The sequence below is a fragment of the Nonomuraea solani genome, from assembly GCF_900108335.1.
Lineage (GTDB): Bacteria > Actinomycetota > Actinomycetes > Streptosporangiales > Streptosporangiaceae > Nonomuraea > Nonomuraea solani.
Genome location: NZ_FNVT01000026.1, coordinates 82451 through 95907, shown reverse-complemented (window position 1 = coordinate 95907; position 13457 = coordinate 82451). Strand labels below are relative to the sequence as shown.

At 69.9% G+C, this 13457-nt stretch carries 12 protein-coding genes; 4 read left to right on the top strand and 8 right to left on the bottom strand.

Annotated elements, in window-relative coordinates:
- Positions 1 to 212 precede the first annotated feature (212 nt).
- On the top strand, positions 213 to 935 hold the full coding sequence (locus C4V41_RS51740) for a GIY-YIG nuclease family protein (protein ID WP_146104128.1): 723 nt from the start codon (positions 213 to 215) through the stop codon (positions 933 to 935).
- A gap of 87 nt (positions 936 to 1022) precedes the next feature.
- On the opposite strand, the gene C4V41_RS51735 is transcribed toward C4V41_RS51740, so the two are convergent.
- From C4V41_RS51735 to C4V41_RS51710, 6 genes are all read right to left on the bottom strand, one after another.
- On the bottom strand, positions 1023 to 1511 hold the full coding sequence (locus C4V41_RS51735) for a hypothetical protein (protein WP_103963453.1): 489 nt from the start codon (positions 1509 to 1511) through the stop codon (positions 1023 to 1025).
- A complete protein-coding gene (locus C4V41_RS51730; RefSeq protein ID WP_103963452.1) occupies positions 1508 to 2017 on the bottom strand; it encodes a hypothetical protein in 510 nt (169 codons plus the stop codon). The genes C4V41_RS51735 and C4V41_RS51730 overlap by 4 nt, the downstream gene beginning before the upstream one ends.
- A 68-nt stretch (positions 2018 to 2085) precedes the next feature.
- Complete coding sequence (locus C4V41_RS51725; RefSeq protein WP_103963451.1) at positions 2086 to 2667, bottom strand: hypothetical protein; 582 nt, start codon at positions 2665 to 2667, stop codon at positions 2086 to 2088.
- A gap of 423 nt (positions 2668 to 3090) precedes the next feature.
- A complete protein-coding gene (locus C4V41_RS51720) occupies positions 3091 to 3549 on the bottom strand; it encodes a hypothetical protein (protein ID WP_103963450.1) in 459 nt (152 codons plus the stop codon).
- Positions 3550 to 3797: 248 nt separating this feature from the next.
- Positions 3798 to 4802 (bottom strand): DUF932 domain-containing protein, encoded by a 1005-nt coding sequence (locus C4V41_RS51715; RefSeq protein WP_103963449.1) that lies wholly within the window; start codon positions 4800 to 4802, stop codon positions 3798 to 3800.
- A 201-nt stretch (positions 4803 to 5003) separates the two neighbouring features.
- Complete coding sequence (locus tag C4V41_RS51710) at positions 5004 to 6224, bottom strand: hypothetical protein (protein WP_103963448.1); 1221 nt, start codon at positions 6222 to 6224, stop codon at positions 5004 to 5006.
- A 436-nt stretch (positions 6225 to 6660) separates the two neighbouring features.
- Between C4V41_RS51710 and C4V41_RS51705 the strand changes: the two genes are divergently transcribed.
- A complete protein-coding gene (locus C4V41_RS51705; protein WP_103963447.1) occupies positions 6661 to 7365 on the top strand; it encodes a hypothetical protein in 705 nt (234 codons plus the stop codon).
- A gap of 787 nt (positions 7366 to 8152) precedes the next feature.
- Here C4V41_RS51705 and C4V41_RS51700 read toward each other — a convergent pair.
- Positions 8153 to 9682: an ATP-binding protein gene (locus tag C4V41_RS51700; RefSeq protein ID WP_103963446.1), complete on the bottom strand. Its 1530-nt coding sequence runs from the start codon at positions 9680 to 9682 to the stop codon at positions 8153 to 8155.
- 283 nt (positions 9683 to 9965) lie between these two features.
- Between C4V41_RS51700 and C4V41_RS51695 the strand changes: the two genes are divergently transcribed.
- On the top strand, positions 9966 to 10355 hold the full coding sequence (locus tag C4V41_RS51695) for a helix-turn-helix domain-containing protein (RefSeq protein ID WP_103963445.1): 390 nt from the start codon (positions 9966 to 9968) through the stop codon (positions 10353 to 10355).
- A gap of 55 nt (positions 10356 to 10410) precedes the next feature.
- Here C4V41_RS51695 and C4V41_RS62470 read toward each other — a convergent pair whose 3' ends face one another.
- Complete coding sequence (locus C4V41_RS62470; protein ID WP_160150690.1) at positions 10411 to 11109, bottom strand: AfsR/SARP family transcriptional regulator; 699 nt, start codon at positions 11107 to 11109, stop codon at positions 10411 to 10413.
- Between the two features lie 1339 nt (positions 11110 to 12448).
- On the opposite strand from C4V41_RS62470, the gene C4V41_RS51685 reads away from it, so the two are divergent.
- The gene (locus C4V41_RS51685) at positions 12449 to 13450 is read left to right on the top strand and encodes a helix-turn-helix transcriptional regulator (RefSeq protein WP_146104127.1); all 1002 of its coding nucleotides are present in this window, start codon (positions 12449 to 12451) and stop codon (positions 13448 to 13450) included.
- The last annotated feature ends 7 nt before the right edge of the window (positions 13451 to 13457 follow it).

Genomic DNA, 13457 nt, shown 5'->3' with positions numbered 1-13457 from the left:
GGCCGCCATACGGCCATCATGGGCCGCGAACGGGCCCGCCCACACCCCCGAGCCATGGCCACGGCAGGCCAGCGACATGGTGCCCCAACCCGGGGCCGCAACAGCATCGGCGGGTGAGCTGCACGTTTCTCCCGAAACTCGTGGTCACACAGAGCGATGTGACCGATACTTTCCGGGAAACCTTCGGCAGCGCCAGTCAAAGGAACACCCCCGTGTGCGCGATGCGGTTCGCCCCGTCCCAGCTTGTCGTCAGCCTCTCCGACGACCTGAACAACCCGATGAAAATCCGAGCCAAGCACAAAGTCGCCGGCATGCTCCTGCTCGACCGCGACCACGCCAACCGCCTCGAACGAGGCTGGAACGTGCCCGGCGCCTACCTCCTGCTCGACCGGCCCAACCGCGACGGCCGGTGGGGCGCCTACGTCGGCAAAGCCACCACCCCCGGACTGCGCCACCGCGTCCTGCAACAGCTCAAAGACCGCGCCCACTGGTACCGGGCCCTGCTCATCCGCTACGAATCCAACGACGACGAAACGTTGAACAGCAGCGAAGCCGGATGGCTCGAGGGACGCCTCTACGACCACCTCGCCAAGGCCGGACAGGTCGAGCTGCGCAACCGCAACCGGCCCCACGACCCCACCCTGTCCGACGACGACGAGACCAGCCTGCTCGACTACCTGCGGCCCATCGAGTCCGTGCTGCGGCTCATCGGCCACACCCTCTACCCGAGCCCAGCAGACGCCCCCGACGGCGGCGGCCCCCTCGTCAACAGGATCAAGCCCAAGCCCGAGGCGAACAAGCCCGCCCCCCACCTCAGCCCGCTCGGACCGGCCCCCGCCACCAGCCCGCCGTTGGGCCCACCTAAAGACGTGAAGAAGATCATCGCGCAGATCAAGGCGGGCACCTATGTGTATGGGGGACAGCTAAGCCGCTAACGTCATGAGACCCGGTGGCAGAGGAGGTGTGCCCCGGCCAGCGCACTTTCTCTGTGCTGGACGGGGCGCACCCCCTACGCCACCGGATCAGGCGCTACCGAACATGTCCTCGTCCGGCATGTCGCCCTCTTCCTCCGTCTCCTCCTTGTCGTCGTCCTCTTGGCCGTCGAAGATCCGGCAGGCGAGCTCCTCCTCTTCGGTGAGGATCACGGCGGACAGCTCCGCAACCCCGAGGGCCACGGCTTTGCACAGGCGGTGCCAGCCGTCGATGATCAGCATGCCGCCGTTCGGGACCCTGGCCATGATCAACGGCTCGGACAGATCCACCCGGTATGCGTGCTCGGCGTCGATGGCGATCAGCTGGATCATGGCCGCCCACCGCTCGGGCACGATCCACCCATCCGGGGCCCGGCCCTGAGTGATCCTCTTGGCCTCGGTGATATCCCAGCGCCAGCCGAGCATCTGGAAGAACTCCACCCGCGAGCTGTCCGTCCGCCCGGGCTCCGGCCCGTCCAGAAGCGGAGACGCCGGGAAGGGAAACCGGGGCTCGCCGGTGACGGTGCGGCGGCGGGTCATGCCGTGGCCTCCTGCCCGGCCGAAGCGCTCGGTGACTGCTTCGTGATGGAGGCCGGCACGAGTGTCTCGGCCTGGGCGAGGAAGGTGCGGGCGGCGCCTTGCCGGATGAGCGCGAGGCTGTGGTCGAGGTGGGCCAACGCGGGCTCGAGTTCGCCGTCCTGCCCGCCCGCGTGTGCGGCCCGGCTGGACTCCGGTGGGGTGGGGTCGTCGAGGTAGGGCGTGATCCAGGAGACGAACCTGGCCACGGCCTGAGCCGGACGCAACCCTCCGCCATCGGCGTACTCGAGGTGCCGGACCAGCAGCCGCCACCACGTGCACACGGTCTGCGCGCGCAGCGTGTCGAAGATCTGCTCGGCAGTCAGCCGCTCGCCCCGGCCCAGTCGCCGGACGATGTCGTCGAGGTGACGCTGCCAGGTTTGCCGGGCCTGCTCGGTGATCGCCTGTAGTGCGGCCGGGACCTGTGCGGGTGGTGCGCCGGTGGCGGGATGCCGCTGGGCGTTGTTCATGACAGGGCTGTCCTTCCTTCGGGGGATGTCGCCAGCGCCGGGATGCGCTGGCCGGGTCGGCTGGCCGGTCATGGCCCCGCCACCGTTGAGGCGGGCGGGGCGGGGGTGACCAGCCCGGGGTGGTCGTGGTCCACCGGTGCGGCCGTGGCCGGGGTGGTTGTGGCTGCCTGGTTGATGAGGTGCTGGGTGAGCAGGTGGCCGCTGTCGGTGAGGAAGTCACGCGCGGCGATGCGCGCGGCGTGGGCGAGGGCGTGATCGAACAACGTGCCCGGCCGGGCGGCCGGAGGTTCCCCGGTGAGGTAATGGCGGGCCCAGGAGCGCATTCGCCGTAGGGCGTGATCGCAGGTCAGCCGCTTGCCCGTGATCTCCTCATCCACCCGGTCCCACCAGGCGCGCGCCGCCTGAGCGTGGACGGTGACGAACAGTTGCTCGCTGGACAGCCGTTGCCCGTTCTGCAAGGCGAAGATCGCCTTTGCTGCCGCCGTGTAGAAGGCGTGCCGGACGGCGGTGATCTTCTCGGCGGTCAGATGATCGACCAAGCGCCGCTCCTGCCCGGCCTGGTCGGCACCGATGTCCCGCGCGGGGATGATGCTGCCCGGTCCCCCGGGCGGGGACGGGGGCTGAGGGTCGGGCTGGTGGGGGTGCTCCATCGCGTGTGGTCCTTTCCTCGGGTGATAGGGATCGGTGAGAATTGAGAGGGTGGAGGGTCATGGAATGGCCGCCCGGCTGGCGGCTCGAAGGTTCGCCCAGCCCTGGCCGAGAAGGCGTGGCCGGGCAGGCTGAACGGTGGGCGGCGGGTGACGGCCGCGCCGGGGATGGGAACCGCGATCAACGGCCACCCCGCCCTGCGTGAGCACGAGTCCGACCCCACCAGAGGCGGTCGGCGGCGCCGCCCGCACGATCGGCTTCGCCTCGGCCTTCTCCTGCGTTCGTGATCGGGAGAAGAAAGGCCAGCACTGCCCAGCGGGCATCGGCGAGCCGGGCAGGCTGCTGGGTGGCGGCCAAGAACCTCGCATGAACGGGGTCCCACTCCCAGCCCATCAACTCAAACCGGGAACCACCCACGCGCCTCGTCACGGCCGGTGCCCATTCGCGCAGTCCCGCACGGTCGCGGCCTCCAGGGTGCCGATGTCGGCCGGACAGGCTTCCTGATCGACGGGCAGGGCCAGCGCTTCGGCGAGCTTGTCGGTCGCGTCCAGGAAGGCACGCGCGCCGCCCCGGCGGGACTCGGCCATCGCCAGGGCGAACAGGCCGCCGTTGCTCACCGGGCGGGAGTTGATCAGCACCTCCTGGGCCCGCCGCCGCACGGTCAGCACGGCGGTGCCGCCGTCCACCGTGTCCTCGCGGCCGTGGGTGAGGTCGGTGACCTGCTGCCACCACGACAACCGCTGGTAGGCGTAGGCGATCCGGGCCAAGTCCTTGTCGTGCAACGTGCCCTCCTCATCGAGGAACGCGATGCGGTTGAGCGCCTCGCTGAGTTCCCAGCGGGCGGTGTTAGCGTGGCGGACGGCCTGGTCTTCGAGTCGTCCCATGAGGATCTCCTTCGGTGACGGTTGGTGATGGTTGGTGGGGTGGGGTTTCGGCCGATCACGGGTGCCCCCCGGGGTCAGGCACCGACCGGCTGCCCTCCCCCCGGGCGCATCCGGTGTCGAGGCGGGGCCGGTGTGGCCGTCGGCCCGGTTCTGGGAGCGGGTTCCGGCACGCTGCCGGGTAGCGCCGTGGTGCCCGGTACCGGCCCCTGCCGGGGCCGTACCGGACGCCGGGCTATGGGGACGGTGAGTTACGCGGTGGTCAGGAGCCGGAACGCGCGCGCCTTGAGCTTGGCGTTGTCGTGATCGTCGAGCAGGGCCCGCTCCGCCCGCACGGTCGCCACGTCGCGGCTGCCGAACACCGGGCTCTTGTGGTCCAGCCGCTCGGTCACCGCGTTGTACGCCGCCCACCGCGTGTTCCGGATCGGCTCCTGCGTCGGCGCGGTGGTGAACAGGTACTCCAGCTCCCGCATCGCCAGGTCGTGATTGCGCTTCGCGAGTTCCTTGGCGTCGGCCGGGAGGGGGTGCAGCCGGTTGGCGAACTGCCGGAACTCCTTCACCTCCATCGGCACCGCGAGCAGCTTCTCCGCCTCGGCCGCAAACGCTTCGCCGTGCTTCCAGGTCAGCTTCAGCGCCTCACGCGCCTCGGCGATGCGCCCGGCAACGTTGCCCGTGTGCCGGACGGTGAACTTCGAGGCGTGATTGGCCAACGCAGCCCGTTCCGTGTTCGCACACACCACCCGCACCGGCGTCGCGACGGTGACGAACGACCCCCACCCGTCATGCCGCGAAAACGCCGCTAGATACAGGTCGACCTGATCGAACCCGCCGACCATGAGCGGCTCGGGCAGCCGCATCGTGACGAACACCCGGCGTCCGCTGTTCAGCGACCCGCCGGTGTCGAAGATCGCCCCGGACTCATCCACCAGCGTCTGCAGGAACCCGGTCACGTCCTCGTTCTGCAGGACCTGGTAGTCCCGGCCGACCCGGCCGAGCCGTTCTGGTGCCCCGGTGATCGGGTTGGTGCGTACCACCAGGAAGTCCTCGTCCGTGACGACCGGCAGACCGGTGACCGGGTCGGTTACCTGGCCGACCGGCACCTTCCGCACATTCCACCCGGCCAGCTGCGCGTTCGACAGCAGGTCCTCGGCGGTCATCGGACCGGGCGCGGTATAGCCGAGCCCGTGCCAGCCCGGCTTACCGGCGGCGGCGAACCCGGCCGAACCATTGGCGAACATCTCGATCTCGTGAGCCATGACAGGACCTTTCTGACGTGTGGTGCTGATGCGTGGTGGTGATGTGCGGGCAGGCGAAACAGACGCGATGGGGTGTGGTGGGGTCCGGTCCCGCCGTGGCGGGTGCCGGACGGGCCGGTGATCAGGGGGTGTCGCAGCGCGGCGCGGGGCCGAGGCCACGGGTGGGGCGGGCCGGTCGGGGCGGCCCGCCCGCACCCCGGCTCAGTCGCCGTGGGTGTCGGCCCCCACAGGGTTCTCGGCGTCAGCGTCGGCGGGGAGCGCCGGAACCGTGACGGGGGTGGCGGTGGGGGCGAGGGCGAAGCGGCGGGGCCGCTCGCACGTCAGTACCGCATCACCGAGGCTGATCAGCCGGTCCAGGGCGTTGGCCACCGCACCGGACGAACGGTCCAGCGCCCGCCCGATCTCATACGGGGTGAAGTCCTTGTCCGGAAACTCAAGCAGATGCGCATGCACCATGTCCCGCAACGCACCCGGCCGGACCCCGTCCCCCGCACCCGCTCCGCTTGCGGTCCCCGGACGGGCCGCCGCCGGGCGGGCCGGGGCGGCGGTGGTGCCGGTCAGCACCGCCCGGGCGTTGCGGTGCGCCGAGGCGACCTTCGTCATCGCCATTTCCAGGTACCCCAACGCCATCACGGCGTTCCCCTCGTCCTTTGCCGAGAGCACCCCGCCGAACAGTTCGATCAGTTCCGTCAGGTCCGCCCCCGCCCGCTCCCATGCCGGATCATCGGCCACCGGCTCAGACACCACCTCGGACATGTCGGCGTCGGAAACCGAGTCGTGTTCGCCGCCCTGTTCGTCTTCTGAGTCCTGACCAGCCGTATCGTCACAGCTCAGCCCCTCCGGCTGGCCGCCCGGCTCCTCAGCCAGATCCGCCTCGCCGGTCAGCTCCTCCGCCATGGCGGGCTCGGCCGAAACGATGGCGGACGGGACCACCTCCTCATCCGAGGCGGGCACCATGTCCGCGTCCGGGGTTTCCGTGTCCGGCGCGGTGATCGCGGCGGGCGCGACCTCCGACGGCTCCGGCTCCGGGGCCGGAACCGGAGCCGGAGCCGGGGCGTCGGCGGTGCCGGTCGGCACGGGGATGTCAGCAGTGATCGGGAACCACCGGTCAGCCGCACGGCCCCGCGTCTGACCGTCGTTCGCCCCCGGCTCACGGCGGGCGCGTCCCTCGGTCTCGAACTGGTTGAGGATCTTGCCCGCGACCATCCGGCTCAGCCCGGCCGCCGCCCCGATCACCGTGGCCGACCCGCCCGGCTCGGCGTTCAGCGCGGCCCACACCGCCGCCACACGCCCGTCCGCATCCGTGGCGGGGCCGGTGTCCGGGGCAGCGGCGTCGGGGCCGTCAGGGGCCGTCACGGGCGCGTCGGCGGGAATGGCGGCGGCGGTTTCCGCGTCAGCGGGAATGGTTTCGGTGACGGTCATTTCCGGGGTTTGAATAGCCATTGCGTGACGCCCTTTCTGGTCGCATCACCGGCCCCCGTCCGGGCCGGTGTTTTTCGTTTGCGTCACGACCATCCCTCGCCCATAACGCGGACGGCAAGTCGACCGGGCCATTTTTTATGTCACCCCAACGGCTGGAGAGGCTGCCCTAACAAATCAACCACCGACCTGCGTAAATGTCTTCCAAGAGGCTTATAGAAGCGGCTTGACATTAGACGCGCGTCCAGCTCTTCACCTATTTCACCGGACGACGGCGAACGATGCCCGAATGCCCGAATGCCGCGCGAAAGAATCTGCGACGTCAATGTGCATTCCGGTTGACAAACATTGCGTGATCGAGCGTCCATGGAATGAGGCGGTAAACGCCGCCGGACACGGCCCCGGAATAACACGCCGGGGGAAATCGAAAGGCACACGCATGACACGCACCGCCACCGCCGCCCGCCGCATGGTCAGCCCCGGGCACGCCCGCGCGCTGGCCAACCACGGCCCCGGATGGGCGATCATGTGGAACGAGGGCCACGTGCAACCCGTCATCGTCCGCCCCGAACACGGCGACGACGGCAGCCTCCTCGAAATCTGCACCTACGAAGAGATGTACACCCTCGGCCGCGCATGCGACCCCGGCACAGACGGCCCCACCTGCCCGGCATGCGACCCGCACGCACAGCCCGACTTCGACGTGATCGCCGCCCACATGACCGACATCCTCGGCGACATCTACCACGACCGCGCCGACATCGCCGCGTGCATGCCCCTCACGGTTCCCTACACCCGCGCCCTCGCCGAACACGGACTCCACCGCCGGTTTCAGGGCGTACGCCGAACCCACCTGTTCGATCAGCTCTACCGCTCCCCCGACGGCCACCTCATCGAGCTGACCATCCCCCTACCCACCACCCCCGATCACGCCCCCGCATCCCCGCTCATGATCGAGTGGACCTACCTGTGCACCCACCCCACCACCCCCGACCACCCCGGCCCGGAATCCGTCGCCCCGGCCGACACCCCGCCCGCCGACATCGCCGCCATGATCGCCACCCACCTGGCCAGCCACCCGCCCACACCCACCACGGATGCCAGGAACGGCGCTGACGTGGCCGACACGCCCACCCCCGCCTGACCGGGCAACGGGAACGGCACGGCCCCCGGTACCGCCCCACGGCGGTATCGGGGGCCGTACGCGCGCCCTCGGCCGGTCAGCCCACATCAGCGACCCCGCACCCGGCCGCGTCATCCCACGCCGCCAACCCCCAAAACACCCGGCCGACAGTTCCCCGGCCCCGCGTCGCACCCGTCACACGCTCGCCACCACACCATGACCACCCCGGACGAAGGCGCTGCTCACCGCTCACTCAAGCCGAGGTCACCACCAGGGCCGGCTCGCGGCCAAGCCGCGAGCCGGCCAGACTGCTGGTAGCCGAAGAAGAATCAAGGGACACAGGGCAAGCCACCGAGCCGGACGCCGCAGCACGGCCAGCCCCTCAACGTACGCGCACACATATTCAAAGGAGTCGTCTTTAGACGAGTCGGGCCGCCCACCGCACTGTCCGAAACCGGGAAGACCTGCGAAAACAACACCTGCGCGGGGTAGCGGCCTTAATCGCGAGAGGGAACGCCACCCCTATTTCCGGCAGGGAAATCTGCCCCCATCCGACACGCCTCCGCCGCCGCCCATGCCCCGAGAGCGCACCCGGGAACCGAGGGTGACGCGGCCCTCTCCCCGGACCTGGGCGGGTGTTCGCCTCGCCCCGACGCGAGGCGAACCCACCCAGGTCCGCCCGCACAGCACCCCCTCCCCGCCGGACGGGCGGCGGGCGGACGGGTATCAACGCCCACCTGCACCCCAGGTGTCAAGCCCGCACCCCCGCCCGGAATCACCCGCCCATCACACGCGGGCACATCACCGCTCAGGCGGCAACGGCAGCCGCGACCGCTGCGGCAGGCTCCGAGCGGACCCGCCGATGACGCGGCCCGGCCCCGCCAGCAGAAAACCGGTCACGGCCCGCCCGTCTGCCGCCTGCCCCGACCCGCGTCTCCAGCCGGGAACGGTCCCGCCGCCTACCCCACGGCCACCACCCCACCCGCGCCCCGTCAGCGGCGGCAACCGCCCACGTGCCCGTCCCCGACCGTTCAGCGGCCACCACCCCCAACGGCGGCAAACCCACCGTCAGCGTGCCGCTCAGCCCCACCCCGCTACCACCACCCCCGCACAACCCGCCCACGCCCACCCCTGCCACCGACGCAGGCAGCGGTGACGTGCCCGGCCGCACTCGGCCCTCATCCGGCTCCGCCACCCGCAGCCCAAGCAAGGGCGACACCAGCGAGCCGGACCCCGCAGCCCCACGCTCGTCCAGGACGAAAATGGCCGATCCGGCCAAGACGGACTTGCCCGAAATCGGCGGCAGGGCCTGACGCAGTTCCTCCGGACCCGCCGCGTCGATCACCACGTGGGGACCGCGCATCGCGCGCCACCGCGACCGCACCACCAGGAAGGCCCAATCGGGCCAATCCCGGCGCAACCCAGCCAGCGCCTGCCGCGCCCATGGCTCTTGACCGAACGCGGACACGCGGTCCTCCTCCTGTCTGAACACGCCTCCCGCAAGCGACGCGAAAGTTCCCCGGCCACCGGCCTCCTCCTGACGTCCGGAACCCGGTCGGCCCACCGGCATCGTCACGACGCCCGGAAGGCTGCCCGGCACCTGGCCTGCGCCCTCCTCGTGCCCCATCAACGCGGGGTCGACACACAGGTCAGCGCGCATCATCTCTCGCTCGCCCAGACCGGCTGCCACCGGCTCCAGCTCTCCGCGACCCGACTCCACGGCCAGCGCGGTGGAGTCGATCACCTCGCCCACTGAGACCAGGCACGCCTCCTCCGCCTTCCCCAACGCTCCGGCAGTCCCACCGGTGAGGGCGAGTTCGGCCCAGACCGCATGCCCGATGACCGCATCACCCGCCACCCCGACCCGGACCGCCAGCTCAGCCACCCCCGCCAACCCCCGCCCATGCTCAGCCAACCCCGGCACCGAACCCGGCGTCCGCGAGAAGTCCGGAACCGACCCCCCGCCCAGGTCGTACACCACGATCCGGGCCACCTCCGCGCCGCGCAGCACCTCCATCACGAAGAACCCTTGCTCCTGTCCCGACCGCGAGTGGCACAGGGCGTTGGCGACCAGCTCGGCTGTCACCCACTCCGCGTCCTGCCTCCGGCCGGTGTCCGCCAGCAACCGGCCCACCATCCGGCGCGCCGGAGCCGACTGATCCGCCCGCCCCGGGAACGCCTGCCGCCAGGCCATCCCCCGCCACACCGGCCGAGAGCAGAAGGTCGACATCACCAGTCCCGGCGCCAGATCCGGAAACTCCTCCCCCAACGGCTGCCGGTACGTCCGCAGTCCGAGGAGGCGGCTCTGCTCGTCCGAGATGTGCTGCGTGCGGTCCATGCTGACGGTTCCTTCCGGTCACGCCCCGGCCCGTCCGGGGAGCGGCCAGCACCATCGCCCACCTCGCCGCCCGAATCACATCCCCAACCCGCAACCCCACACCCAACACGCTCCGACCAGCACCAACGCCACCCGCGCCGCCCACCACACGCCCGCACGGATCCCGGCGATCACCCCACGCAGAGACTTGAGCCCCTCGCCAGAGCTCGTCTACCGTCCCCCAACCCGCGCCAACAGGGCGCCGCCACCGTCACGACCGAACCGAGCCAGGGGGACCCGACCTATGTCCGGCACCGGCTATCAGACGCTGCTCGACTGCCGCCGCCGCAGCCGATACCTGCGCCAGCACGGCTTCACCACCGACCAAATCGCCACCATCCTCGCCCTCGACCACCCCGCCACCCCGCTCCGCCTCTACCGGTATGCCGCCGGCCTCACCGCAGCACAAGCCGTCGCCGCCTTCCACCGGCTCGCCGACACCACCGGTGCCGGACTGCGCGAGTCCCGTCTCTACGAGTACGAAACCGGGCCAAAAGCAGGCCGGCGACCCTCCGTCTCCACGCTTCGCCTCCTGGCCCGCATCTACGGCACCCGCCCCGCCCACCTGCTCACGTCCGAGACGCTGGCCACCTACGCACAGCGCGACCAGCGCACACTTCACGAAGAAGGGTGAACCCCGGCCCAGGCACCGCCAGGTCTCCGCCATCCACCGCTCCTAACGGGTCCGATCAACGAATGAACCGCTCATACACCTGCCGCGCCTGCGCGCTCGGCACCGCGTCGATCTCCGCCAGCCGCTCCCGCAGCAGCTCGAACGAACGCCGGACCGCAGGCAGGCGCCCGAGGTCACCTTGAACCGACATCAGCAGACACCACAACGTCTCGCTGTACGGATCGATGCACTCGACCGCCAGCCTCAGCACGTCCACCGCCCGCCCTGGATCATCGGCCCGCATCAGCTCGGCCATCCGCTCAGCGGCATCCGCCGCCTGCCGCTGAGCGGCCTGCCGCAACGGGAGCACCCACAGATCATCACGCCCAGCCAGCAGCGGCCCCCGATACAAGGACAGCGCCTCGTGCAACGCCGCCACCCGCACAGCGTCCTCAGCCGCGATCGAGGCCAGCTTGCACGCGTCCTCGAACCGCCAGAAGTCCACGTCGAACGATGCCGCCGGCAGCAGTCGCCGCTCCCCGGACTTCAGCACGAACCGTACGCCAGCCGCACAACTCACCGCCTGCCGCATCGCGCGGTTGATCTCCCGCACCGCCGATTCCAACCGGCGCCCGCCAACCTCCCCTGGCCACAGCGTCTCGGCAATCCCCTCCGCCGAAACGCCGTCCCGCGACACCGAAAGCAACGCCCACAACTCCCGTGCCTCGGCACGACCGAAACAGACCTCCACCCCGCCATACGACAGCCGCGGCACCCCCAGCACCTCGACCTTCGCCTTACCCGCAGCCGCTACGAAACCCGACCCCAGCCTGGCCGAAGCGCTTGATACGAGGGGCACCTCAGCCTCCGTTTCCGCCTCTGGAGCCGCTGAGCGAAAGCCGGGCTGGTCAGGCTGGGACGGAGTCGCCGTCATGTGCTCACCGCGGTCGCGCTTGGCAACCGACTCCGCCGTCCCGCAGGTGACCGTAGGCGCCTGCACCCCAGCGGATGACAGGGCAACCGCCGGGGATGCTTCGGCCTCCTCTCCGTTGCGATCATCGATGCCGCGTGGGCGAGCAGCACCGCCAGACAGGCTCGCAGCAGATGAGCTCGCGCCCGCCTGCGTCGGCCAGGGCCGTAGCCGACCGATTAGCGCAGTGGTCAGGACCATGAGCATGAGCCCGAATGCCAGCGCGCCACCCAGCGGACCTATCGCCTCAGGCAGATACCCTGACCGCGGCCTCACCACATCGCCCCGTGCAGGCGCAGAGGAACCCGTTGCGGGCGCAGGGGAAGATGTCGGGGCCGATGCCAAGGGCGTTTCCGGTGCAGCAGCCGGTGCTGTTGGAACCGTCGTGGATGAGGGCTTCCTATTGTCCTTGTGTGGGCGCTGCTGACGGTCGGCCCTTGCCTGACGATCTCGGTTCAGAACTCGACCCGGAGCCCGACCGACTTCCCTGCTGCTTCCAACCAGGAGGCGCGCTTCGGGTTCCCTCCCACGAAATCTCGCTGGGTCAACTTCAGGCTGTTTCCTCGTTGAAACCGCACCACGCGGCTTCGACACCCTTTGCGGCTCAGAAGAAGGCGAGGTATGCGCCCGATTACGCTGCGACCGCGCCAGCAATCCCAAGAGATCCGAGATGGCCTGCACGCGGCCCTCCACCAGATCGCCATACGCCAACGCACAGAACTTCTCGATGTCGTACACCTGATGCGGTATTCGGCCCACGGGCGGACAGTAAGGCTGCGCGTTTACCAGCGCGCTGGCTGGCGAACTCACGGCCCACAGCATTGACGCCGCAACCACTGCGCCCAGCTTCCTGACCACGTCTTCGACGAGTTGCCGCCGCATAGTGCCTCCCTGCCGCTCTTGAGCCTTCGCACTGATCAGACCGTGCGCGGCCCCGCGACAGGGGTGGTGAAACCCTCCACGGCAGCTACTGATCGGCGGCGCGGTGTCCAGGGCGGCGAGAACCCCTATGGCAGCGGGTTCTCCTGCGCAAGGCGCGCGATGGTGAGAAGTCACCATCGCGCGGAACCACCCATCAGCCGACACGGCAAGAAGGACCGTCACGGAGAGCGTCGTCACCATTACTCTCTGATCGGAGGTGGCGGTGGACGGACAGGATCAGGTCAAAGCACAGCGCCTTTTGGAAGGCGTCGTCCCGGATGAGATTTTCGTGTCGTACTCCATCCTGCTCACGGAGGGCGGCTGCCCGGAGGACGACGCCGCGTCCTTGCTGGGAAGCAAGGAGCACGTCACGGAACTGACGGCCCGCGGGATGGCGCATCGCCGGCCGGACGGCCCCGCGATGCCGCCACGCCTCGTGCCCGCTCCCCCGGAACTCGCGCTGCAGGGCGTCCTGACGGATCTCTCACGCCGTCTCCTCAGCGATCAGGAGCGGCTGCTGGCAGGGCACAAGCGACTGAGCGAGTTCCATCAGACCCCGGCCGCGGCATCCTCAAACTCGGCGATGGACCGGCTCGTACACATCGTCACCGACCGAGACGAAATCAGTTCCCTGTCCTACGCACTCATCAACGCCGCCCGGCACGACTGGCTCACGCTGGACAACTACGTCCTGGAGGCGCCCGTCGAAGACGCCACCGGCTACGTACCGCTACCGGTCTTCGAGGGCCAGGTGCAATGCCGGGCGATCTACGAGACCCGCTGCGCAGAGCATCCGATCGGCGCCAAGACGATCGAGGCAGCGGTCCAAGCCGGCGAACAGGCGCGGCTCCTGCCCCGCATCGGGATGAAGATGAAGCTCGCCGACGAGACCGTCGCCCTTGTCCCCTTGACACCGACCGGCATGGGAGGGGCACTGCTCGTACGCTCACCCGTCATCGTGGGAGCGCTACGGGAGTACTTCGAACTGCTCTGGGAGAAGGCGATCCCGTTCGGCAGCGCGAAAGCCGCCGGCCCGCTCACGCCCGCGCAGGTGCAGGTGCTTCAGCTGCTCAACCAAGGACTGCCCGACGAGGCGATCGCCCGGCGGATGGACATCAGCGTCAACACCATGCGCCGGCACTGGACCGCCATCCGCGACGAACTGGGCGTGGAGACCCGCTTCGCCGCCGGAGCCGCAGCAGTACGCCGCAACTGGATCGACTAAACACCGA